Origin of the sequence: Rothia sp. P100, assembly GCF_023712425.1 — a bacterium.
Classification (GTDB): domain Bacteria; phylum Actinomycetota; class Actinomycetes; order Actinomycetales; family Micrococcaceae; genus Rothia; species Rothia endophytica.
The window spans coordinates 251217-276063 of sequence record NZ_JAMAYG010000002.1 but is presented as its reverse complement, the minus strand read 5'-3'; the positions used below and the strand labels follow the sequence as shown (position 1 = coordinate 276063).

Sequence of the window (24847 nt, the reverse complement as noted above, 5' to 3'; positions counted from 1 at the left end):
TGCCGGTATCTAGCCCAGCATTTCTCAGTATGGAAAATAATAGGCGTGATACCACCCACGAATAGACCTAAAAAACACTCTGAGGTGCCCTTTAACAGGGCAATGTGCCTAAACTGAAACTTCTAAACCATCGTGCACACACGCACCCAACACTAACCCGTGAGGAACCATGAAGAAGATCCCTCTGCTGGTGTGGATTATCGTTGCAATCGTTAGCGGTATTCTCATCGGCGCCTTTACCCCCGGCCTTATCGATGGCCTCAACAGCGCCCTTGGTAGCGGTATCCCCACCGACCTTGTGGTTCAGCTATTCGTGTCGTTCTCTACGATTTTTAGCGCCTTCCTCAGCTTCGCTATTCCTCTCATTATTATCGGTTTTATCGTGCCCGGTATTGGATCTTTAGCTAAGGGAGCGGGCAAGCTTCTTGGCACGACAGTGGGCCTCGCCTACATCTCGAGCATTACCGCTGGTTTCCTCGCCGTGAGCGTAGCTCACTTTATCTACCCCATCATCCTAAAGGGTCAGCAGCTGACAGTTTTTGAGAACCCTGAAGAGTCGCTGTCTTCGGGTTACCTTGAGTTCACTCTTGACCCCATCATGTCGGTGATGAGTGCCCTCATCCTTGCTTTCATTCTGGGTCTGGGTCTGACCGCGCTAAAAACCAAGAATATGCTGGAACTCTTCCAGGACTTCCAAACCATCATTGAGAAGCTACTGGGCCGCGTCATCATTCCTCTGCTACCGGTCCACATTGTTGGAGTTTTTGCCAACATGACTCTGGCAGGTCAGGTCGGTCAGATTCTGGCTGTCTTTGGCAAGGTCTTTATCATGGTCATCATTCTGCACTGGGTTATGTTGACTCTTCAGTATTCCGTTGCAGGTGCAGTCAGTAAGCGTAACCCCTTCAGCATGCTCAAGGGAATGCTCCCTGCTTACTTCACCGCTATTGGTACCCAGTCCTCAGCAGCTACCATCCCAGTCACCGTTGACTCAGCGAAAAAGGTGGGTATTAAGGGCAGAATCGTGGACTTCGCGATCCCTCTGTGCGCTACCATCCACCTTTCAGGCTCCATGATTACTATTACCTCCTGCGCGGTAGCGGTTATCTACATGACCACGGGCTCGCTGTCCTTCCTGGATATGATTCCCGTGGTCCTCGTATTAGGCATTATGATGGTGGCAGCTCCCGGCGTCCCCGGTGGCGCTGTCATGACCGCTATCGGCCTGCTACAGTCCATGCTTGGTTTCGATGACGCGATGATCGCGCTGATGATTGCTCTTTACCTGGCCCAGGACTCCTTCGGAACCGCAACAAATGTCACCGGTGACGGCGCAATTGCAAGCCTCACCGAACGCTTTGCTCGGGCCTTCGGAGCTGACAAGGACCTTGACACTGATGAAGTAGCTGAGAAGCCCGCTTCAGTTCAGGCCTAAAAAATACACGCTGAACCCCGTTCTTTAGAGACTAAGGAGCGGGGTTTAGTTCATTTCTGCGGTGTATTCCAAGGCCTGGGCTGCACGGTAAAGTGGTCAGGTAACTACCGTTCACTTTTAGGAAGTTCAGTGAAACCTTCAACTCGTAAGATGCTGGGCAATATCTTTTTGGTCATCACCATCATCGTGACGACCCTAGCAATTGCCGAAGGTGGCCTCTGGTGGGCAGCAGTCACCGTTAGTACAGCCCTCGCCCTTTGGGGAATTAATGGCTCTCAGAAGGGCCGCGAAGAACTTTAACCGAAATATCGAGCAAAGACCCGCTGATATTGGAATCAGCGGGTCTTTTGCGCGGTCTTATGTGGACGGTTTTTATTGAACCTGTTTGACGATGGTCTCGGCGACCTCACGCATTGAGAGCCTGCGGTCCATTGAAGTTTTCTGAATCCAACGGAAAGCTTCGGGTTCGCTCAATCCCATCTTAGTAATGAGTAGCGCCTTGGCGCGGTCAACCAGCTTGCGGGTTTCAAACTGTTCCTTGATGGAGCTGACTTCGCTCTTGAGCGCACGAAGCTGCTCGTAACGGCTCATGGCAACTTCAATAGCGGGAATGAGGTCGTTGGGTGAGAAGGGCTTGACTACATAAGCCATAGCGCCGGCTTCGGTTGCTCGATCTACCAGTTCTTTTTGGCTAAACGCGGTCAGCAAAACTACGGGTGCTAGCTCCTTCTCATTGATGAGACCGGCAGCTTCAATCCCGTCCATGATGGGCATTTTGACGTCCATCAGCACCAGATCTGGGCGGTGCTTTTCTGCTAGTTCAACCGCGGTTTTGCCGTTATCGGTCTCAGCAAGCACTTCAAACCCCTGGTCTTTGAGAATTTCTACGATATCTAGGCGAATGAGCGCTTCGTCTTCAGCTACAACGACGGTGCGTGCCGGCTGCTGATCGTGGTTCTCGGATTCTAGGGGGGTCTGCTCTGACATTCCCGTGGCTCCTTTAGTCAATTCAGCGTCACAAGTTTAACTCTGTGTCTTTATTTTCGCACGAACCGAACTCAATGCGCTTCTTTATGCGGGTGACGGTGCGTACTACCGTTCTAATTGTATGTTTAATATTCCGTCTTAGAGGGGTGATTGAGTGCTGAACCTTGCCACAGTCCACTCCAATTCGCTTTTCTGAGCAGGCTTGTGTACAGTAGAAGTGCTCTCAAGAGCAAGCCCAAGTGGCGGAATTGGCAGACGCGCCGCACTCAAAATGCGGTTCTTAGGAGTGTGGGTTCAAGTCCCACCTTGGGCACAGCTACCCCGGTCAGGTTAAACCTGATCGGGGTTTTCTTTTAGTAGCTGGCTTTTTTGCTGCACAACATCTCTAATACGCACCAAAAATATAAAGCTCGCCCCGCTCTATTACGAGCGGGGCGAGCTTTAGCTACTTAGCCTCAATCGACAAAGGCTTATTCGTGGAAGGGGCCAACCGACTCACGGTCCTCGGGCAGTACCGCCCCGGCGTCGTCCAGGTCACCAACACGGTGAACCTTCACAGTGTTGGTGGAACCAGCCACACCGGGAGGTGAACCGGCAGCCATAACAATCAAATCGTTAGCCTCAGCCAGGTTGTTAGCCAGAATGTAGCGGTCAACCACAGCGGTCATCTCATCGGTGTCATTGGCAGCAGGAGCCAGAACAGCCTCCACGCCCCAGAGCAGCGACAGGAAGGCGCGAACCTCAGGCTTAGGAGTCATAGCCAGCACGGGCTTAACAGGACGCAGACGCGCCAGACGGCGGGCGGTATCACCGGACTGGGTGAAAGCAGCAATGTACTTGACGTCCAGCTGGTCAGCAATATTGACCGCCGCGCGGGTAATAGCGCCACCGCGAGTCTTGGGTGATGTACCCAGCTCAGGAACACGGAAGAGACCGCGCTCCTCGGTGGAGCTAATAATGCGAGCCATGGTCTGGATGGTGATGATAGGGTACTTACCTACAGAAGTCTCACCAGAGAGCATGACAGCGTCCGCGCCATCAAGAATAGCGTTAGCGCAGTCAGATGCCTCTGCACGGGTGGGAATGGGGTTCTGAATCATGGTTTCCAGCACCTGAGTCGCTACGATAACCGGCTTTGCCCAGCGGCGGGCAAGTTCAATCGCGCGCTTCTGAACGAGGGGGACCTCTTCGAGGGGGAACTCAACACCCAAATCACCACGAGCCACCATGATGCCATCGAACTTGTCGACGATATCCTGCAGATTTTCAACCGCCTGAGGCTTCTCGACCTTAGCGATAACCGCAATACGGCGGCCTTCTTCTTCCATGATTTCGTGAACACGGGTGACGTCATCGCCGGTACGCACGAAGGAAAGAGCGATGATATCGACACCCATGTTCAGGGCAAAACGCAGGTCGCGCTCGTCCTTTTCGGTCAGCGCAGGAATTGATACGGCAACGCCAGGCAGGTTGATGCCCTTGTTATTGGAGATAGGGCCACCCACGATAACGCGTGTAGTGACGGTCGTAGCGTCAACCTCAATAGCTTCTAGACGGATCTTGCCATCATCAATCAGCAGGGTATCGCCGGGCTTGACGTCACCGGGCAGACCCTTGAAGGTGGTTCCACAGATTTCCTTGGTGCCTTCAATATCTTCAGTGGTGATCTTGAAAGTGTCACCGGGTTCCAGAACTTCAGCGCCGTTTTTGAAGGTTTCTAGGCGAATTTTAGGGCCCTGCAAATCAGCAAGGATTGCAACATTCTTACCCAGCTTCTCAGCTTGCTCTCGAATCGTTGCGTATGAGTTAGTGTGAACCTCGTGGTCACCGTGGCTCATGTTTAGTCGGGCAACATTCATGCCAGCTTCGATAGCAGCTGCAATTTTCTCGGGGGCAGAAATTGCGGGGCCAATGGTACAAACAATCTTTGCGCGTCTCATCAATCAACCTTATGTTTTGTAGGGGCTGGGCTACCTGCGCAGGCAACCATCGGTGAGGTACTCATCGAGGTAGCCAACAGGCTCCCATATAGTCAGCATAAAACCAACATGTCCACAGTCCATTGTACGTGGTTTCATGGGGTTTTGGGGGACGTTTTACCCCACATTTACCAACAATGACACTTCAAACCCCACAAAAACAAACATAAACGGTCACCAAGCAAAATCTTTTGGCTTGCCACACTCGTTTATGTTTGAGAGCGTCAAACAAGGCGCGTATTCTAAAAGATGCACCACAGCGCACCGCTTTCACCCACTTGCAAAGGTTGCTATGAACGCCCCTACGGTTATTATTCTCTTCGGTTCCACCTACGGCCACACTGAACGCTACGCCACGTGGATTGCCGAAGACTTGCGAGCACTCCCCCAAGCACCCACCGTCGAGCTATCTCCAGTCGCAGAAGCAACCGACGAACTCATTGAAAGCGCAGACATTTTGATTGTGGGCGCCAGCTACCTGGGTGGCTTCTTGACCGGCGCACCCACCCTCCGTAAGCGTCGTGAAGCCATGCTTACCGTTGATCGCCGCCTCTTTTATACCGTTTCTTTCAATGGCACGGAGGTCTACCCTCGTTCCTACCTGGATGACCGCGTCATGAAGAGCTACAAGGCCGAAGTTGCCGGGGACAGGCCAGCTTTCCACTTCCGCGGTGGCTTGAAGATGAGCGAAATGTCCAAGCTCCACAAGACAGCACTCACCGGTGTGAAGACTGCCTATAAGCTCAAGCCCAGGCAGAACGAGTACGACAAGCAACTCATTGAAGCGTTTGAAAACGGTGGAGCTGACCACACCAATCGCCAGTGGATTGACCCGCTGGTAGATCAGGTGAAAATCTACCTCGAAGAGCTAGCGTAGAGCTCTCACCCCACGAGAAGGGAAACAACGATGAGTCGTGTCGTGCTCATTTACGGAAGCCAGTACGGTAGTACCGAGCGTTACTCCCGCTGGATAGCAGAAGAGTTGCGCCAAGCTGGGGTGCTGACGGAGGTAGTAGCAGCTTCTGTTGTCACCCCCTCTCACCTAGCCGAAGCGGATATGGTGGTTGCTGGGCTGAGCGACTACGGTGGGCTTCTCACCGAATCTTCCGAGCTCAAAAAACTTGTCAATCAGCTACTGGCTCAGCCCCTAGCTCTGTTCACCGTTTCGTTTGCTGGGCTGGACGGTGCGCCCCAGGAAAAACTGGACGGAATCCTTCGCAAAAATGTGGGCGAGGTTCTGGTCAATCATGCCAGCGGCACTTTCCACTTCAGGGGCGCACTCGACCATACCCGCTTGTCCCTTAAGCACAAGACGGTCATGATTGGTATTCGCTCTGCCATCGCGGCAATCCCCAAGAAGTCTGAAGCTAACCAACAGATGCTGGATAGCTTCTCGCAGAAAAGCGTGGATTATAGTTCGCCCGAGGCCTGCATACCGCTCGTACAGCTGGTCCTCAAAAATCTCGGCTAGATTTCACGGTCTGCACAATAAAAGGTGCCCTGCCCCATCTCGGAGCAGGGCACCTTCGTGCTTGGTGAGGCTATTTGAGTTAGAGCGCTAGATCGATGGCTCGGTCGCTGGGCAAGACTGGCTCCGGCAGCACGGTTGAGCCGGTCAGATGCCGCTCTACCGAGGCAGCGCAGGCACGCCCCTCAGCGATGGCCCACACCACCAGTGACTGGCCACGCCCGGCGTCCCCACAGGAGAAGATACCGGGGACGTTAGTCATGTAGTCCTCAGCGCGTGCCACATTGGTGCGAGCATCCAGCTCTGCGCCTACCTGCTCACTGATATCGCTGTTCTCCTGACCGGTGAACCCCAGAGCAAGGAAAACCAGATCCGCAGGAATGATGCGCTCGGTGCCGCCTTTAGGGCCGCGGCGGCCATCCTCCCGGATTTCTGTTTCAGCGACCTTGAGCCCGGTCAGTGTGCCGTTTTCCCCCACAAATTCCACGGTGGAGGCAAGATAGCTGCGCTCACCGCCTTCTTCGTAGGAGGATGACACTTCAAAGACCTTGGGGAACATGGGCCAGGGCTCGTGATCTGCGCGGTCAGCCGGGGGCTGGGCCCCAATAGCCAGTGTGGTAATAGACGCCGCGCCCTGACGCACTGCAGTACCGATGCAGTCGCTGCCGGTATCGCCGCCACCCAAAACAATAACATTCTTGCCCGCTGCGTTGATGGTGGGCTCAGCGAGGTCACCAGCAACCACGCGGTTTGACTCGGTCAGATAAGGCATGGCAAAGTGCACGCCCTTTAGGTCAGCACCGGGAATATCCAGCGCACGCGGCTGCGTGGCACCGGTGGCCACAATAACGGCGTCATAACGCTTCTTGAGGTCATCCCAGGTGATGTCCGTGCCGATTTCGATACCGGTTCTAAAGCGGGTGCCTTCTGCCTCCATGACCGCGATACGGCGATCCACGATATCTTTTTCCAATTTGAAATCAGGAATGCCGTAGCGCAACAGTCCGCCTACCCTATCGTCCCGCTCAAAAACAGCAGTGGTAAAACCTGCCTGGGTGAGTTGTTGGGCGGCAGCTAGACCTGCCGGACCAGAACCCACTACAGCCACCGTTTTACCCAGCATGCGGTCAGGCATAATCGGCTCAATCAAGCCACCCTCAAAAGCCTGCTCGGCAATGGAGTACTCAATCTGCTTAATAGTCACCGCAGGCTGGTTAATCCCCAGCACGCAGGAGGTTTCGCAGGGCGCCGGGCAGACGCGTCCGGTGAACTCGGGAAAGTTGTTGGTAGCGTGCAGGCGTTCAACCGCCTGAGCCGTTTGACCTCGCCAGGTCAGATCATTCCACTCAGGAATCAGATTGCCCAGAGGGCAGCCCTGGTGGCAGAAGGGCACACCGCAGTCCATGCAACGCGATGCCTGGGTCTTAAGGACCGCAGAATTCTGCGCTACCTGCACCTCTTTGAAATCAAGAATACGCACCGGCACGGGGCGCTTGGGGCGGTCTTGACGGGTGGTTACTTTTAGAAAACCGCGAGGATCAGCCACGAGCGGTCACCTCCAAAATCTTGTTCCAAACCTGCATTGAGGCGGTGTCTTCGCCGGCGGCTTCTGCCTCGGCACGAATTAACTGCACGGCAGCAAAATCCCTGGGAAGAACCTTGGTAATACGGTCAAAGGTAGTGTCTAGGTCAGTTAGTAGTTCAGCAGCCCGAGACGATCCGGTGTAATCCCGGTGTCGCTCTAGGAGGTTCTGCACCTCTAGACGGTCGGTTTCATCAAGCGGCAGGAAGGTCAGCTCGCCAGTTTCGCGGGCCTGCTTATTGACCTTCTTTTCCTCCAGGTCCAGCACATAAGCGATACCTCCGCTCATGCCGGCTCCAAAGTTTCTACCGGTCGAACCAATAATCAGGGCAAGACCGCCGGTCATATATTCACAGCCATGATCACCAATTCCCTCAGCGACAGCGGTTGCCCCCGAGTTGCGTACCATAAAGCGCTCCCCCACGGCCCCACCCAGAAACATCTCGCCACTGGTCGCACCGTAGCCGCAAACATTACCGGCAATGACATTCTGTGCTGAGCTCAGGGGTGCGGCGGCGTCCGGACGCACCGTGATGCTACCTCCCGAAAGCCCCTTGCCGACGTAGTCGTTGGAGTCGCCGGTGAGGGTGATGGAGATACCCGCAGGTAGGAAGGCACCTAAGGATTGCCCGGCATGACCGGTCAGGTTCAGCTTGATAGTCCCTGGCTCCAGCAGGTCAATACCGAAGGTTTTGGTGACCTCGTGCCCCAGCATGGTTCCCACCGAGCGGTCAGTATTGACGACTTGAGCCTCAATGCTGACGTGCTGACGGTTTGTGAAGGTTTCTGCAGCCTCCTGAATAAAGCGGTTATCGATGTGTGCATCCAGCTCGTGATCCTGGGTGCTGGTGTTGCGAATTTCATCGGCACCATACTTGCTGGCCGTTGAGACCAGAATCTTGGAGAGATCCAGACCCTCAGCCTTCCAGTGTTGGACTGCCTGAGAGACATCCAGGGCCTCTGCATGGCCGATAGCCTCATCCAGGGTACGGAAGCCCAGCTCTGCCAGATACTCACGCACCTCTTCAGCAATAAACTCAAAGAAGTTAACCACGTGCTGGGCTTGGCCGGTAAAGCGGGCCCTCAGGTCGGGGTTCTGGGTGGCGACACCTACCGGGCAGGTGTCTAGGTGACACTTGCGCATCATGATGCAACCCTCAACGATGAGCGGGGCGGTCGCGAAGCCGAACTCTTCAGCGCCGAGTAAGGCAGCAATGATGACGTCTCTGCCGGTCTTGAGCTGACCGTCTGCCTGCACGACTACGCGGTTACGTAGGCCGTTGAGCAACAGAGTCTGCTGGGCTTCAGCCAGACCAAGTTCCCAGGGTGCACCCGCGTGCTTGAGGGAGTTGAGGGGCGCAGCGCCGGTACCGCCGTCGTGACCAGAGATAAGTACGACATCCGCCTTAGCTTTGGTGACACCGGCAGCCACGGTGCCAACACCGACTTCGGAAACCAGCTTGACGTGCACACGAGCGCTGGGGTTAGCGCGCTTGCAGTCATATATCAGCTGGGCCAGATCCTCGATGGAGTAAATATCGTGATGCGGCGGGGGTGAAATCAGAGTGACGCCGGGGGTTGAATGGCGAGTCGCAGCTACCCAGGGGTAAACCTTGGCAGCCATAAGTTGGCCGCCCTCACCGGGCTTAGCGCCCTGCGCCATCTTAATCTGAATATCCTCAGCATTGGTCAGGTAGAGAGACGTCACGCCAAAGCGGCCCGATGCTACCTGCTTGATAGCTGATCGACGGGCGGGGTCCAGCAAACGGTCAACGTCTTCACCGCCCTCACCAGTGTTGGACTTAGCGCCCAGCTGATTCATAGCGATCGCCAGTGTCTCGTGGGCTTCCTGAGAAATAGAGCCATAGGACATAGCGCCGGTTGAGAAACGCCTGACGATAGAGGAAACCGGCTCCACCTCGTCCAAGGGCACCGGGGTGCGGTTTGCGTTAAAGCTGAAGAGACCGCGCAGGGTCATAAGATCCCTAGCCTGATCATCAACGAGCTTAGTGTAGCTCTTGAAGATGTCATAGCGACGGGTCTTGGTGGAGTGCTGCAGGCGGAAGATGGTCTGCGGGTTGAAGAGGTGGGGTGGGCCCTCTCGACGCCAGTCATATTCGCCGCCTGTTTCCAGAGCGCGGTAAGGTACTGCCACTCCGTCATCGGGGTAGGCAGCGTGGTGACGCTTGCGAATTTCAGCTTCAATAACGCCCAGCCCTACACCGTCCATCTGCGAGTGGGTGCCGGTGAAGAACTGATCTACCAGGCTCTGGGACAGGCCCAGGGCCTCAAAGGTCTGGGCACCGCAGTAGGAAGATACCGTCGAGATACCCATCTTGGACATAATCTTCTGCAGACCCTTACCCAGTGCCTTGATGAGGTTATAGACAGCCTCAGCTTCGGTGACACCGGTGATTTCACCCTGAGCCACCAGCTCTTCAACGGATTCCATGGCCAGGTAGGGGTTGACCGCTGAGGCTCCGTAGCCTATGAGGGTGGCAATATGGTGGACCTCGCGCACATCGCCTGCCTCAACGATCAGGGCAACCTTGGTGCGGGTAGCGCTGCGCAAGAGGTGATGGTGAACCGCGCTGGTCAGCAACAGAGACGGAATGGGAGCCCAGGCACCGTTAGAGTTACGGTCAGAAAGAATGAGGAACTGGACGCCGCGCTCAACCGCGGCAGAGACCTGCTCACAAATCTCAGCTAGACGCTCACGTAGGGCGGCCTCCCCACCGTGAGAGGGGTAGAGCCCAGAGACCTTAATAGCCGCCGGCGCGCCATCCTCATCATCAATATGAAGAATCTTATCCAGCTCATCATTATTGATCACCGGGAAGTCCAGCTCAACGTGGTTGACCCGTACCCGCCCATGACGCAAGAGGTTGCCGTCAGCACCGATAGAAGTTTTGAGACTGGTGACCAGCTCTTCACGGATGGAATCCAGGGGCGGATTGGTCACCTGGGCGAAGGACTGCACAAAGTAGTCAAAGAGCAGACGGTGACGCTTAGAGAGCACCGCGATGGGAGTATCGGTACCCATGGCGTAGATGGGTTCAGCACCGGTTGCTGCCATAGGAGCCAGAATCTTGCGCAGTTCCTCTTCGGTGTAGCCGAAGGTCTGCTGACGCTTGAGGATCGATTTACGGGCAGCACGCACGTGCTCACGGTCGGGCAAATCAGCCAGATTGACGATGTTCTCTTCCGCCCAGGTAGCCCAGGGCTGCTCGGATGCAACGGCTGCCTTGACTTCTTCATCGGGCACCAGGCGGCCGGCTTCGGTGTCTACATAGAACATCTTGCCCGGTGAAACCCTGCCCTTTTCAATAATCTTGGATTCGGGGATATCAACCACGCCTACCTCGGAGGCCAGGACGACCAGACCATCATCGGTGACCCAGTAGCGCCCAGGACGCAGCCCGTTGCGGTCCAACACCGAACCCACAGCGTCACCGTCGGTAAAGGCGATGGCTGCTGGGCCGTCCCAAGGCTCCATCAGAGAAGAGTGGTAGCGGTAGAAGGCACGACGGTCAGCGTCCATGGTCTCGTGGTTTTCCCAGGCCTCGGGCACCATCATCATCAGCACCTGGGCCGCTGAACGGCCTGAGAGCATCAGCAGTTCGGCTACCTCGTCAAAGGATTGGGAGTCAGAGGCCCCGACCGAACAAATGGGAAAGAGCTCTTCAGGGTTGCGGCCCAGCACCGGCGATTTGAGCTGGGACTGGCGGGCGCGCATCCAGTTGCGGTTGCCCTTCACCGTATTGATTTCGCCGTTATGGGCAATAGTGCGGAAGGGCTGGGCCAGCGGCCAGGAGGGGAAGGTGTTGGTCGAAAAGCGTGAGTGAACGATTGCCAGCTTGGTGGCAAAGCGAGGATCGGAGAGATCAGGGTAGAAGGGCTCTAACTGCGCGGTCGTCAGCATACCCTTGTAAACGATGGTCCGAGAGGAAAAGGACGGAAAGTAAACTCCGAGCTTATGCTGGGCACGCTTACGCACACGAAAAGCTTTTTGATCCAGCTGACGGCGCTCTGACTGGGGGTCAAGATCAATCACGGGGATGTGCCCAGTAAAGGGTGCGTTGACTGATTCATTAGAATCACCCGATGCCTCAGCAATGAACATCTGAACAAAGTGCGGCATAACCTCGCGGGCTGATTTCCCCACAATATCGGGGTTAATGGGCACTTGGCGCCAGCCCAGGACGCGCAGTCCTTCACTCTGAGCGATACCTGCCAGTGCCTTCTGCTTGTCTTCAGCGTCTACCCCGCCGGTGGGCAGGTAGGCTGTACCGACCGCGTACTTGCCTAGAGGTGGCAGTTCAAAATCGACCACCTCACGCAAGAAGGCATCAGGGATTTGCAGGAGAATACCCGCGCCGTCGCCGGTGCCTTCGTCAGCGCCCACAGCACCGCGGTGCTCAAGACGGCGCAGCGCAGTGAGGGCGTGATCCACGATGACATGGTCGGGTTCACCGCGTAGGGTGGCAACCATGGCCAGACCGCAGGCGTCCTTCTCAGCGTCAGGCTGGTAGAGCCCCTGCGCTTCAGGCAGGTTGGCGAAAGTGGTAAAGGGCGAGGGCGCGTGGTTCTTGGTGTGGGGGTCCACAGTGAAATCTTCAGCAGCTGCCAAGTCGTTGGCTGGTGTTCTGCGCATGGGTGACCCTTCCTATTAGCGTGTGCCGGGTGTCTGAATAACAATATGATGCGGTGCTATTACAGAAATGTAAACGTATTCATCGCTCTTAATCATCATTCGCTGGAAGTTAGCCTATCCCAGGGGGGTGCAAACTGATAAGAGCCCCGTCTTTTCAAGGAAGAAAAGAAGATTTTCACACAACTTCTTTAATTAGAGAACACTTTTCTTCCATAATTATTCATATTTTTTCTTTACAAAAATCTGTAGCTGGAAACATAAAAGCAACATAATTTCTCATATTTCGAACAGAATGTCTCACATCAGCCAGAAAAAGAAGTGGTGGCATCAGCCACCACCCCTTTTTTACATCAACCGGATTACTTGGTTTCTCCGGTGAAATCTAGCACCATGCGTCCATTGATCAGCCCTGCGTGCATTTCATCAAAGATAGCCTGGACGTCCTCAACCGGGCGGAGCTGAACCACCGGCTTAATCAAACCCTTAGCACCAAAAGCAAAAGCTTCTTCCAGATCCTGGCGGGTACCCACCAGAGATCCCTGTATCCGAATACCATCCAGTACCAGGCGGGGAATGCTAAGATCCATTGACTCGGTGGGAAGACCAACCGCAACCACGGTGCCACCGGCTCGAACCGAATCTACAGCCTGGTTGAAGGCGAGCTTAGATACCGCGGTCACCACAGCAGTGTGAGCCCCTACCCCGCCGGTAACATTCTTAATCTCTTCTTCAACGCTTTCAACGTTCTTGCCGTTAATCACCACATCAGCACCGCTGTCCTTAGCGAGTAGCAGCTTGTCTTCGTTGATATCTACGGCAATCACCTGGGCGCCAAAGACATTCTTAGCGTACTGAACTGCTAGGTTACCCAGACCGCCAGCGCCGAAAGCTACCAGCCATTGACCGGGGCGGACGCCCGACTCCTTGATGGCCTTATACGTGGTGACACCAGCGCAGGTAATGGAGGTAGCCTCGACCGGGTCCAGAGCATCAGGCACCTTGACGGTGTAGTCAGCGTAGAGCAGGGTGTATTCACTCATAGCGCCATCTGCCGTGTAGCCAGCGTTGATGACCGAGCGGCAAAGAGTGGCGCGGCCGTCCACACAGTATTCGCAGTGACCGCAACCCTTGAAGAACCAGGGAACGCTCACTCGGTCCCCCACCTGTAGGTGCTCCACACCGGGGCCTATCTCTGTAATGACACCAACGCCCTCGTGTCCGAGAATTCGACCAGGCTTTTCACCGAAATCACTGGCAGCTACGTGCAGATCGGTGTGGCACACACCGGAGTATTCAATCTTGGCAAGTACCTGACCGTGGCCTACCTCGGGCACGGGGACATCCTTAATATCGACGGTTCCGTCAAGACGGCCAGAAACAACAATTGCTTTCATGGTGGACATGAGGGGGGCTCCTTTGCCTGGTATTGGAGTTACTGTAAGGCAACTCACTAGTTAATCTACTGATTGGTGCAGGGTATGCCAAGACCATCAGCAATTGCAGGCAGATAAACATAAGGTGTTGAGTCACACAAAACCTCAATGGTTGACAGGGTCTATCTAGCGTGGCCCACCGAACTGTCAGGGGGGCACTTAAAAAGCTATCCAGCCAGAACTATGGTGGATCTGCCTATAGGCTATTAGGTATGTCACAAGAGAAAAGTGCTCAGCAAAGACTGACTTGGTCAGAACTACCCGCCGCTCTACAGCTTTGGGTTGAAGAAACACTCGGCGGACCTGTGGTCACATCTGAATCTCAGGCTGGTGGCTTTAGTTTAGGCACTGCCGACAGGCTTGTCACTGAACATGGAGGGCGTGCCTTCCTCAAGGCAATCAGCGCAAAAAAGCACCCCGTAACAGCCGACTTGCACCGGCAGGAGGCCAAGGTTTCAGCTGCTTTTACCAAGAACGCCCCGGTCGCGGGGTTTCTTGGTTTTACCGAATACCAGAGTGCGGACGGGGGCACCTGGGTAGCCCTGATTCTTAAAGATATTGATGGAAACCACCCATCGTCGCCATGGCAGCTGAGTGAACTCACGGCAGTTTTTGCTGCCCTTGATGTTTTGCGCGATCTAGAGGTTGATCCAGCACTGGAGCTTGAGTGTGCTGCAGAATCTGTGGGGCCAGAGCTAAAGTTCTGGCACCGGCTAGCTGAGGGCGTGAGTTTAGATGACTTGCAGTATGTGAAAGATACCCGCTACTACCGGGACCTTATAGAGCTGCTCCCCCTGGTCAATAAGGGGGCAGCAGGTTTGGCCACTGAGGTTGATGAACAGGTAGCATCCCAGCTGAGCGGTAACGAGTATGTTCATACAGATCTAAGAGCTGACAACATTCTCATCACTCCAGAGGGGCAGGCAGTGCTGGTGGACTGGCCCTGGGCAAATATCGGCAATGCAGACCTTGATCTGGGACTTATTGCGGTAGATGCCCTAATCCAGGACGGTCAACTTTCCGAACAGCAGGTTCTAGAACTCATGCCCACGCACCGACGTCCTAGCTCAGAATTCTTACACGGCTGCACGGTGGCCCTAGCGAGCTACTATCTCTACGCCTCGATGCAGAAACCCAGTCCATCAACTAACACCAGTCTGATCGAGATGAGGGCCTACCGGGCGCTAGCTTTGCTCCATCGGCTCTTCGGCTAGCGCTCCACTAGTCCCCTGCCCGCACGGCCGCCGTTTCCAGCTCGTCTCGTTGCCTGCGGGCACGAGCCCCGGCAAGAGCGAACATGATTAGACCCAGGAGTAGGATGGCTCCCGACGTCCAGACGTGGATGCGCACGCCCAGCAACATTTCTGCCGTATCAATGCGTAGGAAAGCTTCAATCATAAGGCGGCCGAAACCGTACCAAGCAACGTAGGCCCAGAAGGTCTGCCCGCGTTGGAAAAGCCCCCGTTTGCCGAGGTAAATGAGCAGGGCAGCACCCAGCAGATTCCAGATGGATTCGTAGAGGAAGGTGGGGTGAAAGAGAGTTCCCGGCGCGTACTGGTCAGGGAAATTATGAGAGGTCGCCGAAATCTCCAGACCCCAGGGCAGGGTGGTCGGCTTGCCGAAAAGTTCCTGGTTGAACCAGTTACCCCAGCGGCCCAGCGCTTGGGCGATCAGGATGCCGGGGGCAGCCGCGTCCGCGAATTTTGCCAGCGAAATGCCATACCGTTTACAGGCAATCCAGGCACCCAACCCACCCACGGAGATGGCACCCATGATACCGATGCCGCCCTCCCAGATTTTGAAGATAGCCAGCGGATCAGCTCCAGCACCAAAGTAGGTTCCGGGATCGGTAATCAGTACGTGGTAAAGGCGGGCACCGATGATGCCAGCGGGGATTGCCCACATAGCAATATCCCAGACCCTCTCGGGGTTCTCCCCCCAGCTTTGCCAACGCTTAGAAGTCAGCCACAGACAAACTGCTATACCCAAAAGAATACAGAGGGCATAAAAGTGGATAGTCAGTGGCCCCAGTGAAAAACTGGAGACGCTGGGTGATGGGATGGACGCTAGAATGACAGACGTTGTCATTGCTCTCCTTCAGTTACTTACCGGCGAGTTCGCGGGTCAGCACACCGACGGCAGCGGGGCCGCCTTCAGTCAGTGCCTTGACCAGTGCAGTACCCACGATAACACCGTCCGCATAGGCACCTATTTCCTCTACGTGCTCCCTCTTAGAAACACCCAGACCTACGCAGGCCGCGGGGGCACCAGCTGACCGTAGATCAGCTACCAGGGTTCCGGCAGCGTCACTGACTGAGGCGCGAGCACCAGTAACACCCATGACAGAGACGGCGTAAACAAAGCCGCTAGAAGCCTTAGAAATTATATGCAGGCGCTCCGTTGAGCTAGAGATAGATGCCAGGAAGATGCGATCTAGACCGTATTTTTCTGAGGCAACGAACCAGTCTGCTGCTTCGTCGGGTACGAGGTCTGGGGTGATGATGCCTGAGCCACCGGCTGCTGCCAGCTCCTGGGCAAAGCGGTCAACCCCGCGGCGGAGTACCGGGTTCCAGTAGGTCATCACCACGACAACAGCGTTGGTAGCTGCGGTGATTTCGCGCACCGCACGAAAAATGTCATCGGTGCGGAAGCCCTTGGCAATCGCTTCGACGGTGGCACGCTGAATGACGGGTCCATCCATGACAGGATCTGAGTAGGGCAGACCCAATTCGATGATGTCCACCCCATTCTTACCCATTTCAATGGCAGCGGCAATTGACTCATCGACTGAAGGGTAACCCACCGGCAGGTAGCCAATAAGAGCGGCCCTACCTTCAGCCTTGCACTGGGCTAGGCGGGCTGCGACCTTGGAGTCAGGGTTGGGGGCAGGAAACTTTCCGTTCTTAACCGAGTAAACGGTATCGTCCTGAAAATCCACGTGGCTCATAGCTTAGGCACCTTCTGTCTGTGCAGCTTCGGTTGCTGCTTCTTTATTGCCCACATTCAGGCTGGTCGAAGGGATAGCTTTACCCAGGCCGAACCACTTGAGGGCGGTTTCCATATCCTTATCCCCACGACCAGAGAGACAAACGAGCATGATTTTCTCATGGGCGGTTTCCGGGCTTTCATCGGCCCACTGGCGGGCTACGCGCAGGGCACCTGCGAGCGCATGGGAAGATTCCAGCGCAGGGATGATGCCCTCAGTGCGGCAGAGCAGACGCAGGGCGTCCATGGCCTCGGTGTCAGTTACCGCCTGGTAGTCCACTCGCCCGATATCTGACAGGTAGGCGTGTTCAGGCCCGACGCCGGGGTAGTCAAGACCCGCTGAGATGGAGTGGGACTCGATGGTCTGCCCGTCTTCGTCCTGCATAAGATAGGTGATGGCGCCGTGCAGCATGCCGGGGCGGCCCAGTGAGATGGTGGCTGCGTGACGGTCGGTGTCGATACCGTCGCCGCCTGCCTCAAAACCAAAGATTTTGACGTCGCGGTCATCCAAGAAAGCATGGAACATGCCAATGGCGTTGGAGCCACCGCCCACGCAGGCAGCGATACCGTCTGGGAGTTTTCCGGTGGCTTCAAGAATCTGCTGGCGAGCTTCGGTGCCGATAGCATCATGGAAGTAGCGCACCATTGCCGGGAAGGGGTGGGCGCCGGCGGCAGTACCTAGCAGGTAGTGGGTGGTATCTACGTTCGATACCCAGTCACGCAGGGCCTCGTTGATAGCGTCCTTGAGGGTACGCGAACCGGTCTGCACTGCGATAACGGTGGCTCCCAGCAACTGCATACGAGCAACGTTGAGTGCCTGGCGCTCAGTGTCTTCTTCCCCCATGTAGACCACGCACTCCATGCCAAAGAGGGCAGCGGCGGTGGCGGTGGCGACGCCGTGCTGGCCAGCGCCAGTCTCGGCAATCAGGCGGGTCTTGCCCATTCGCTTCGCCAGAAGCGCCTGGCCAATCACGTTATTGATCTTGTGGCTACCGGTGTGGTTGAGGTCTTCGCGCTTCAGGAAAAAGCGCACCCCGCCGCCGTGTTCAGAAAACCGGGGGACCTCGGTGAGCAGTGAGGGGCGGTTGGAGTATTCAGCAGAGAGACGGCGGAATTCAGCCAGAAACTCTTCATCTTCTTTTGCCTTCTCGAAGGTTTCTTCCAACTCATCCATGGCGGCAATCAGCGATTCAGCCATGTAACGGCCGCCATAGTTGCCAAAGTAGGGGCCGGGAGCATTCTTGAGGCTGTGTCCAGAGGTGAGAAACTGGTCGGCTAGGGTGTCGGTCATACCGCTTCCTTAGGTCTAAAAGGGTGGAGTAAAAGGCAAATAAGGTTAGCGAGCGAGCCAGGCTGTGCGGGCAGCAGCGCCAGCTTCACGGAAAGCGCGGACAGTTTCGGTGGGGGTACCTGACTTCACTAGGGCCTCGCCCACCAGCACAGCTTTTGCGCCGTGGGAGGCGTAATCTTCAACGTCTGCCACCTCGGCAACCCCTGACTCAGCAACGATGATGGCATCTTCGGGCAGCAAGGGGGCGAGCTGACCAAAATTCGCATTATCAACCTCAAGGGTTTTGAGGTTGCGGACGTTGACGCCCACAATACGGGCACCTGCCGCTTTTGCGCGTTCAATTTCTTCTGGGGTGTGGGTTTCTACCAGGGCGTTCATGCCCAGCTCATGGGTGAGGTCCAAGAACCGGGTGAGGGTGGCATCGTCCAATGCAGCAACGATGAGCAGGACCAGGTCAGCGCCGTGGGCCCGGGCCTCCCAAATCTGGTATTCATCAACGGTGAAATCTTTGCGGAGCACCGGGATCGAAACCGCCGCACGCACGGCGTCCAGGTCAGCTAGAGAGCCAGCAAACCGGCGTTTTTCGGTCAGTACTGAAATGACGGCCGCTCCCCCGGCTTCATAGGCCGATGCTAGGGCAGCCGGGTCAGGGATATCAGACAGAGCACCTTTGGAGGGGCTTGACCGTTTAACCTCAGAAATAACCTCAAGGCTGCTTTTAAAAGCCCCGCTCAACGCGGCAAAAGCATCACGTGCCGGAGGTTGCTCTGCGGCTCTGGCTTTGAGGTCATCGAGCGTTACGGTGAGCTGACGCTCCGCCATATCCTCGCGGACGCCTCCAATAATGTCATCTAGAACGGTCATAGTGATCCCCTCACAGGCAGCCGGTGCCCTGTTTTTCGCGTCTTTTTAGTATGTCGTATCAGTTGCTTCAAGGCTAAATAGCAGCCCATTAGGTGAGAATTTCGGCGGCCAGTGAACACTGGCTGGCAACTGGAGCCTTTCCCGCCCAGGTACACAAAAGCGTCCCACAGTGTCTGTGGGACGCTCCAGCTCACATCATCAGCTTAGTGGTGATATTTGGTGTGCTTGCCGCCCTGGCCGTAGCCAGCTGCTCGCAGAACCAAACCGGCAACTAAACCGATGAGCATGATAGCTACACCCACAACGAAGATGGAGGTGCTGGAAAGGTCGAAGCCAATAGCAGCTACAAGAAAGCCCAGGGTTATGATGCCCAACATTGCCCATGAAGCAATAGTGTTGCCGTGGTTGGTGTGGGGAAGGTCGGGGACCATCTCAACGGTCTGCTTTGACATGTGAGTCTCCTCAGTGTGTGTATTTTGCGCTCAGGTGCACCGATGAGCGCAGGGGTGCTTAGGTCTATCTTATGAGATAGGAATGCTTTAACCCAATATCACAGGCTATATGCTCATAATTTTTGCTTTCTCGGTTGAAGACTAAGCCAAGTGCCCTGTGACTTTTTCAGCCGCTGCCAGCAGTTCTCCACTCGCCACCAGTTCAACGGTTGCCTGGATTTCAGGTGCCAAATAGCGGTCGCTGCCCGGTCCCGCGACGTCCTGACGTAGGCGAGCGATGACGGCGGCGCTGGCAGGTGCGGGCTGGTGGGGTGCTCGCAGGTCTATGCCGCGGGCAGCCGTAAGAATCTCTATGGCTAGTACCCTACTCAGCCCGTCGATTGAGGTTCGCAGTTTACGGGCTGCGCTCCAGCCCATAGAGACGTGATCTTCCTGCATGGCTGAGGACGGGATAGAGTCCACCGAGGCCGGTGCCGCTAGTCGCTTAAGTTCTGAGACGATGGCTGCCTGGGTGTACTGGGCAATCATGTGCCCAGAGTCCACGCCGGGATCATCTGCCAAAAAGGGCGGCAGGCCCCGGTTGCGGGCTGTGTCCAGAAAACGATCGGTGCGACGTTCTGAGATAGAGGCGGCGTCAGCGACTGCAATCGCCAGGAAGTCCAGAACATAGGCCACCGGAGCACCGTGGAAATTACCGTTAGACTCCACCCGACCATCGAAAGTAACCACCGGGTTATCGATGGCTGAAGCCAGCTCGCGCAGGGCCACAGTGCGGGCGTGTTCTACGGTGTCTCGCACGGCACCGGCTACCTGCGGGGCGCACCGCAGCGAGTAGGCGTCCTGCACGTAGGTGCTGTGATTGCCCGAATGATGCTGAATAATGTCTGAGCCCTCAAGAACTTTGAGCATGTTGGCTGCGGCAGCCTGCTGACCTGGATGCGGGCGCAAGCTGTGCAGATCGGCAGCAAAAACTCGATCGGTACCCACTAAACCTTCGAGACTCATAGCAGCTGCCACATCCGCCAGGCGGGTCAGACGGTCCAGGTCAGTAATAGCCATCACCAGCATGCCTAACATGCCGTCGGTGCCATTAATCAGCGCCAGACCCTCTTTCTCCGCCAGCACCACCGGGGTCAGCCCGTGCTGTTGGAGAGCGTCGGCGGTGTCCAATAGCTGCCCCTGCTCATCGCGCACCTGGCCCTCACCGATAATTGCTAGGGCACAGTGGGCCAGCGGAGCTAAATCACCAGAACAGCCCAGTGAGCCGTACTCATAGACCACCGGGGTGAGGTTGGCAGAGAGCATATCGGCATAAGCCTGGGCAACTTCGGGGCGGACGCCGGTACGGCCTGTGGCGAGGGTTGAAAGACGCAGGAGCATAAGAGCGCGGATGACCTCAGTTTCTACCTCTTTGCCAGACCCCGCGGCGTGGGAGCGGATGAGGCCCCTTTGCAGGGCGGTGCGCATCTCCGCCGGGATGTGTTTGGAGGCCAACGCACCAAAACCGGTGGATACACCGTAGACCGGTATTGTTTGGTGGGCTAGTTGGCGGATGCGCTCGGATGACTTAGCGATTTCAGCCAGGGATTCTTCGCTGAGCACCACGGGAGCACGGTGGCGAGCTACCCTAATGACGTCCTCGAAGCTTAGAGCTCCGATTCCTACGGTAACGGGGGTTTGGTTCACGGGGTTTCTCCTCAAAAGTCTGGGTGCTCAGCGCAGCGACGGTGCTGCAGAGCTTAAAGGGGTGTAGTAGGTCAGTACGGTATGAATCAGGCGGGCTGCGGTTTGAGCGGTACGCCCGTCACTATCGAAGCTGGGGTTGAGTTCGGCAACATCGAAGGCTGCTAGTTTGCCGCTAGCTGCCACTTCTTTCAGCACGACGTTGATGATCTCCAGGGGCACTCCGTAGCCTGCTGGGGCGCTGACGCCAGGGGCGATGCTGGCAGGGAGGACATCTAGATCAAGGGTCAGGTAAATGATGTCTACAGAGGCCACAAATTCCCGCACCGTGCTTAGCAAGGCTTGCTGGTTCAGCACCCCGCAGTCTTCATCCACCACGTAATCCGCCCCCAACTCATGGGCGGTATCAAACAATTCTTGAGTATTGTTGGCCTCAGAAATGCCCAGCACCGTGTAACGGCAGGAAGTGCCTGCCGCTCTTTCGCGGGTGAGCGCCTGGTAAAAAGGGGTACCCGAGGTCGGCTGTTCTGCCCGGCGCACATCAAAGTGGGCGTCCAGGTTAAGGATGCCCAGACGCCCGGGCTGCTGCGAGGTGGCACAACCTGCGGTCTTGCGAGTCCGAGAGTCTGCCACACCGGTGTAGGTGCCAAAGGCAACCTCGTGGCCACCTCCCAGTACAACAGGCAGGACGCCGGCATCCACACTTGCCCTCACAGCAGCTGCAAGCTTCTTCTGGCCCTCTTCAAGGTCTGAAGACACCACAACATCCCCAGCATCCAGCAAAGCCAGGTCTGTGTGGCGTGAGCTATTGCGCCCCCGCGCCAGTGCTAGCTGCCCCAGCGCTGAGCGTAAAGCCGCCGGCCCATCTGCAGCTCCCTGGCGGCCACCATTGCGGCGCACCCCCTCATCGGAGGCAAAGCCGATGAAGACGGCATCAGCGGAATTCGGGACCCCCTGCCCCAAGGAGGTGACGGCCTGGTGCACGCGACGGTGGGCAGCACCAGCCCCATCATTCCTCCCGGACCAGGTGGAAGCAGGGCGATCGATGAAGCGATGTAAGTCAGAGAGGTTATTCTGCTGCATCAGTAACACTCCTTCTGCCTGATATCGCTCACTGTAGGCTGGGTGCCCGGCCCTGCCACCTGCTCCCCTGCTTTCCATACCCGGTGGACCAGGCTAACGCCGGGCCGGTAAGCAAGGTGCAGATGGTTGGGGGCAGCCAGCTCCACCAGGTCAGCGCGAGCGCCCACCCGCAGACTTCCAACATCTTCGCGTTGTAGAGCGCGGGCGCCTCCAGCGGTTGCTGACCACAGGGCTTCATCCGGGCTCATCGCCAAATCACGCACTGCCAGAGCGATACAAAAGGGAATGGAAGTGGTGAAGCTGGTTCCCGGGTTGCAGTCTGCCCCCAATGCGAGGGTGGCACCGGCGTCCAGGAGCCTGCGAGCAGGCGGGTAACTGTTACGGGTAGAGAAATCAGCACCCGGCAAAACGGTAGCTACCGTGGTCGAGTTCGCCAAGGCGTCCACGTCTGCATCGCTCAGGTAGACCGCGTGATCCACCGAGGCCGCACCCAGCTCGACCGCCAGTTGCACACCTGCCCCGTAGGTCAGCTGGTTACCGTGCACCCGTGCTTTTAGCCCGGCTGCCTGCCCTGCGAGCAACACTGCCCGCGATTGCTCTTCACTAAAAGCGCCCTTCTCGCAGAACACGTCAATCCAGCTGGCATACGGAGCGCAAACGGGGATCATCTCATCAAGAACCATCTGAACATAGTCATCCTGCCGCCCCGCATACTCCGGTGGAGCCACGTGGGCTGCCAGTAGGGTTACCTCATCGGTGCAACCAGCTGCCACCTGCACAGACCGCAGCTCAGATTCAGTATTTTGCCCGTAGCCACTCTTAATCTCCACGGTGGTTGACCCGCTACGCAGGTACTCCCCCAGCAGCTTGCGGGCGTTTGCCGCAAGCTCACCAGATGAGGCAGCGCGGGTCTGCTCAATGGTAGAACGGATCCCGCCGGCTTCATAAGCCTTCCCCTGCATGCGGGCGGAGAATTCCTCAGACCGGTCTCCCGCAAACACCAGGTGTGAGTGGGATTCCACAAACCCGGGAATTACTGCCCGGCCCTCACAGTCGATAGATTTATCGGCAGCAGGTGCCGCAGAAGCCTGGCCCACCCAGGCCACTGCGCCATCTTCAACCAAAACCGCAGCCTGCTCCACGATGCCGAGGGGCCCGCGCTCAAGACTCGGATCGTTAGTGACTAATGATCCAATATTGGTCAATAGCGTGCTCGCCATGATTACGCTTGCTCCTGCATGGGAATACGTACTCCGCGCTCAGCCGCAACATTAGATGCGTGCTCGTAACCCGCGTCCACATGACGGATGACGCCCATGCCCGGGTCATTCGTAAGCACCCTCTCTAGTTTCTGCGCAGCCAATTCTGTACCGTCAGCGATACAGACCTGACCGGCGTGAATAGAGCGGCCCATGCCAACGCCACCACCGTGATGCAGGGATACCCAAGAGGCACCGGAGGCCGTGTTGAGTAGCGCGTTCAAAAGAGGCCAGTCAGCCACAGCATCAGATCCGTCCTTCATGGCCTCAGTCTCTCGGTAGGGGGAAGCTACCGAACCGGAATCCAGATGATCACGGCCAATAGCTATCGGAGCCGACAGCTCACCATTGGCCACCATCTCATTGAACTTCAGGCCGGCCTTGTGGCGCTCGCCGTAGCCCAGCCAGCAAATACGCGCCGGCAGGCCCTGGAATTCAACCTTCTCACCGGCCATTGTGATCCAGCGCGCCAGGTGCTCATTCTCGGGGAAAAGCTCCAAAATTGCCCGGTCAGTTGCCTCGATGTCTTTGGGGTCACCGGATAGGGCAGCCCAGCGGAAGGGCCCCAGGCCTTCTTCGAACATTGGGCGAATGTAGGCAGGTACAAACCCAGGGAAGTCGAAGGCACGTTGATAACCGGCCTTACGAGCTTCATCGCGGATGGAGTTGCCGTAGTCAAAGACCTCAGCGCCTGCGTCCATGAACCCCACCATGGCCTCCACCTGAGCTGCCATAGAGACACGTGCCTCTTTGGTGAAAAGCACCGGGTCGCGCTGCGCCTCAGTCTTCCAATCCTCAAAAGTGACCTCTACCGGCAGGTAAGCCAGAGGGTCATGGGCACTGGTCTGGTCGGTGACAATATCGATGGGTGCTTTACGACGCAGAAGCTCAGGGAAGATTTCAGCCGCATTGCCCACAACGCCGATGGAGAGTGGCTTCTTAGCGTCGCGGGCATCGATAGCTAGTTCTAGAGCATGGTCGAGGTTGTCAGCTTTGACGTCCAAGTAACGGTGCTCGATACGGCGATCAACGCGAGATTCATCAACATCGACGGCGATGACGACGCCCTCGTTCATAGTGACTGCTAGGGGCTGGGCACCGCCCATGCCACCTAGGCCAGCAGTTAGGGTGATGGTGCCAGCCAGGCTACCGCTAAAACGCTTGCGGGCAACGGCGCCAAAGGTTTCGTAGGTGCCCTGCAAAATGCCCTGGGTTCCAATGTAGATCCAGGAGCCCGCCGTCATCTGCCCGTACATCATCAGCCCTTCAGCTTCTAGTGCACGGAAGTGCTCCCAGTTAGCCCAGTCTCCTACCAGGTTTGAGTTGGCTAAGAGGACGCGGGGCGACCATTCGTGGGTACGGAAAACACCCACAGGCTTACCGGACTGGACCAGCAGTGTTTCATCGTTTTTCAGTGTTTTGAGGGTGCCTACAATGGCATCAAAGGACTCCCAGTTACGGGCGGCCTTGCCTGTTCCACCGTAGACCACCAGCTCATCGGGGTGCTCGGCGTTAGCGGGGTCAAGGTTATTCATCAGCATGCGCAGGGCGCCTTCTTGCTGCCATCCTAGGGTATTAAGTTCATTGCCGGTAGGTGCGTGAATGGGGCGGGGCCCGGTGGTGGTCATGGCTACTCCTTTGTGCACGATATACCTGCCCTCACCATGTCTGGGTCTGATTTTGACCGGTCTG

At 56.6% G+C, this 24847-nt stretch carries 19 protein-coding genes and 1 tRNA gene; 6 read left to right on the top strand and 14 right to left on the bottom strand.

Going from position 1 to position 24847, the window contains the following annotated elements; genetic code table 11:
• Positions 1-169 precede the first annotated feature (169 nt).
• Entirely contained in the window at positions 170-1435 is a 1266-nt protein-coding gene (locus tag M3668_RS06100) for a dicarboxylate/amino acid:cation symporter (RefSeq protein WP_251379937.1), read from the top strand.
• Between the two features lie 129 nt (positions 1436-1564).
• Complete coding sequence (locus M3668_RS06095; RefSeq protein ID WP_251379936.1) at positions 1565-1735, top strand: hypothetical protein; 171 nt, start codon at positions 1565-1567, stop codon at positions 1733-1735.
• 72 nt (positions 1736-1807) lie between these two features.
• Here M3668_RS06095 and M3668_RS06090 read toward each other — a convergent pair whose 3' ends face one another.
• The gene (locus M3668_RS06090) at positions 1808-2422 is read right to left on the bottom strand and encodes an ANTAR domain-containing response regulator (RefSeq protein ID WP_251379935.1); all 615 of its coding nucleotides are present in this window, start codon (positions 2420-2422) and stop codon (positions 1808-1810) included.
• A gap of 233 nt (positions 2423-2655) precedes the next feature.
• Here M3668_RS06090 and M3668_RS06085 point away from each other — a divergent pair.
• Positions 2656-2735, top strand: a tRNA-Leu gene (locus M3668_RS06085).
• Between the two features lie 157 nt (positions 2736-2892).
• On the opposite strand, the gene pyk is transcribed toward M3668_RS06085, so the two are convergent.
• Positions 2893-4362, bottom strand: a complete 1470-nt coding sequence (gene pyk, locus M3668_RS06080) for a pyruvate kinase (protein ID WP_251379934.1) — start codon at positions 4360-4362, stop codon at positions 2893-2895.
• A gap of 331 nt (positions 4363-4693) precedes the next feature.
• Here pyk and M3668_RS06075 point away from each other — a divergent pair, with 331 nt between their 5' ends.
• Positions 4694-5278: a flavodoxin domain-containing protein gene (locus M3668_RS06075; RefSeq protein WP_251379933.1), complete on the top strand. Its 585-nt coding sequence runs from the start codon at positions 4694-4696 to the stop codon at positions 5276-5278.
• Between the two features lie 30 nt (positions 5279-5308).
• Positions 5309-5872: a flavodoxin domain-containing protein gene (locus M3668_RS06070; protein ID WP_251379932.1), complete on the top strand. Its 564-nt coding sequence runs from the start codon at positions 5309-5311 to the stop codon at positions 5870-5872.
• 79 nt (positions 5873-5951) lie between these two features.
• On the opposite strand, the gene M3668_RS06065 is transcribed toward M3668_RS06070, so the two are convergent.
• The 3 genes from M3668_RS06065 to adhP all read right to left on the bottom strand — a co-directional run bounded on the left by M3668_RS06065 (position 5952) and on the right by adhP (position 13508).
• On the bottom strand, positions 5952-7415 hold the full coding sequence (locus M3668_RS06065) for a glutamate synthase subunit beta (protein ID WP_251379931.1): 1464 nt from the start codon (positions 7413-7415) through the stop codon (positions 5952-5954).
• A complete protein-coding gene (gene gltB / locus M3668_RS06060; protein WP_251379930.1) occupies positions 7408-12105 on the bottom strand; it encodes a glutamate synthase large subunit in 4698 nt (1565 codons plus the stop codon). Before gltB ends, M3668_RS06065 begins: the two co-directional genes overlap by 8 nt.
• A 359-nt stretch (positions 12106-12464) precedes the next feature.
• Positions 12465-13508, bottom strand: a complete 1044-nt coding sequence (adhP, locus tag M3668_RS06055; RefSeq protein ID WP_251379929.1) for an alcohol dehydrogenase AdhP — start codon at positions 13506-13508, stop codon at positions 12465-12467.
• A gap of 242 nt (positions 13509-13750) precedes the next feature.
• Here adhP and M3668_RS06050 point away from each other — a divergent pair, with 242 nt between their 5' ends.
• Positions 13751-14752, top strand: coding sequence for a phosphotransferase (locus M3668_RS06050; protein WP_251379928.1), 1002 nt, complete (start codon positions 13751-13753; stop codon positions 14750-14752).
• Positions 14753-14759: 7 nt separating this feature from the next.
• Here the strand turns inward: M3668_RS06050 and lgt are convergent, their stop codons facing one another.
• The 9 genes from lgt to hutU all read right to left on the bottom strand — a co-directional run bounded on the left by lgt (position 14760) and on the right by hutU (position 24783).
• Positions 14760-15626, bottom strand: a complete 867-nt coding sequence (lgt, locus tag M3668_RS06045) for a prolipoprotein diacylglyceryl transferase (RefSeq protein WP_251379927.1) — start codon at positions 15624-15626, stop codon at positions 14760-14762.
• 13 nt (positions 15627-15639) lie between these two features.
• A complete protein-coding gene (gene trpA, locus M3668_RS06040; RefSeq protein WP_251379926.1) occupies positions 15640-16485 on the bottom strand; it encodes a tryptophan synthase subunit alpha in 846 nt (281 codons plus the stop codon).
• A gap of 3 nt (positions 16486-16488) precedes the next feature.
• Positions 16489-17814, bottom strand: coding sequence for a tryptophan synthase subunit beta (gene trpB, locus M3668_RS06035; RefSeq protein WP_251379925.1), 1326 nt, complete (start codon positions 17812-17814; stop codon positions 16489-16491).
• 45 nt (positions 17815-17859) lie between these two features.
• Positions 17860-18678 carry an indole-3-glycerol phosphate synthase TrpC gene (gene trpC / locus M3668_RS06030; protein WP_251379924.1) on the bottom strand — a complete coding sequence of 273 codons (819 nt, stop codon included), beginning with the start codon at positions 18676-18678 and terminating at the stop codon, positions 17860-17862.
• A gap of 203 nt (positions 18679-18881) precedes the next feature.
• Positions 18882-19130 (bottom strand): HGxxPAAW family protein, encoded by a 249-nt coding sequence (locus M3668_RS06025; RefSeq protein WP_251379923.1) that lies wholly within the window; start codon positions 19128-19130, stop codon positions 18882-18884.
• Positions 19131-19271: 141 nt separating this feature from the next.
• On the bottom strand, positions 19272-20816 hold the full coding sequence (gene hutH, locus M3668_RS06020) for a histidine ammonia-lyase (RefSeq protein ID WP_251379922.1): 1545 nt from the start codon (positions 20814-20816) through the stop codon (positions 19272-19274).
• A gap of 27 nt (positions 20817-20843) precedes the next feature.
• The gene (gene hutG / locus M3668_RS06015) at positions 20844-21896 is read right to left on the bottom strand and encodes a formimidoylglutamase (protein ID WP_251379921.1); all 1053 of its coding nucleotides are present in this window, start codon (positions 21894-21896) and stop codon (positions 20844-20846) included.
• The gene (gene hutI, locus M3668_RS06010; protein WP_251379920.1) at positions 21896-23116 is read right to left on the bottom strand and encodes an imidazolonepropionase; all 1221 of its coding nucleotides are present in this window, start codon (positions 23114-23116) and stop codon (positions 21896-21898) included. The genes hutG and hutI overlap by 1 nt, the downstream gene beginning before the upstream one ends.
• A gap of 2 nt (positions 23117-23118) precedes the next feature.
• Positions 23119-24783 (bottom strand): urocanate hydratase, encoded by a 1665-nt coding sequence (hutU, locus tag M3668_RS06005; protein WP_251379919.1) that lies wholly within the window; start codon positions 24781-24783, stop codon positions 23119-23121.
• Positions 24784-24847 lie beyond the last annotated feature (64 nt).

Excerpts from the sequence above, each read along its gene's own strand:
- M3668_RS06100 (WP_251379937.1), top strand. The coding sequence starts at position 170 with ATGAAGAAGATCCCTCTGCTGGTGTGGATTATCGTTGCAATCGTTAGC.
- M3668_RS06090 (WP_251379935.1), bottom strand. The coding sequence starts at position 2,422 with ATGTCAGAGCAGACCCCCCTAGAATCCGAGAACCACGATCAGCAGCCG.
- pyk (WP_251379934.1), bottom strand. The coding sequence starts at position 4,362 with ATGAGACGCGCAAAGATTGTTTGTACCATTGGCCCCGCAATTTCTGCC.
- M3668_RS06075 (WP_251379933.1), top strand. The coding sequence starts at position 4,694 with ATGAACGCCCCTACGGTTATTATTCTCTTCGGTTCCACCTACGGCCAC.
- M3668_RS06070 (WP_251379932.1), top strand. The coding sequence starts at position 5,309 with ATGAGTCGTGTCGTGCTCATTTACGGAAGCCAGTACGGTAGTACCGAG.
- gltB (WP_251379930.1), bottom strand. The coding sequence starts at position 12,105 with ATGCGCAGAACACCAGCCAACGACTTGGCAGCTGCTGAAGATTTCACT.
- adhP (WP_251379929.1), bottom strand. The coding sequence starts at position 13,508 with ATGTCCACCATGAAAGCAATTGTTGTTTCTGGCCGTCTTGACGGAACC.
- M3668_RS06050 (WP_251379928.1), top strand. The coding sequence starts at position 13,751 with ATGTCACAAGAGAAAAGTGCTCAGCAAAGACTGACTTGGTCAGAACTA.
- lgt (WP_251379927.1), bottom strand. The coding sequence starts at position 15,626 with ATGACAACGTCTGTCATTCTAGCGTCCATCCCATCACCCAGCGTCTCC.
- trpA (WP_251379926.1), bottom strand. The coding sequence starts at position 16,485 with ATGAGCCACGTGGATTTTCAGGACGATACCGTTTACTCGGTTAAGAAC.
- trpB (WP_251379925.1), bottom strand. The coding sequence starts at position 17,814 with ATGACCGACACCCTAGCCGACCAGTTTCTCACCTCTGGACACAGCCTC.
- trpC (WP_251379924.1), bottom strand. The coding sequence starts at position 18,678 with ATGACCGTTCTAGATGACATTATTGGAGGCGTCCGCGAGGATATGGCG.
- M3668_RS06025 (WP_251379923.1), bottom strand. The coding sequence starts at position 19,130 with ATGTCAAAGCAGACCGTTGAGATGGTCCCCGACCTTCCCCACACCAAC.
- hutG (WP_251379921.1), bottom strand. The coding sequence starts at position 21,896 with ATGCAGCAGAATAACCTCTCTGACTTACATCGCTTCATCGATCGCCCT.
- hutI (WP_251379920.1), bottom strand. The coding sequence starts at position 23,116 with ATGGCGAGCACGCTATTGACCAATATTGGATCATTAGTCACTAACGAT.
- hutU (WP_251379919.1), bottom strand. The coding sequence starts at position 24,783 with ATGACCACCACCGGGCCCCGCCCCATTCACGCACCTACCGGCAATGAA.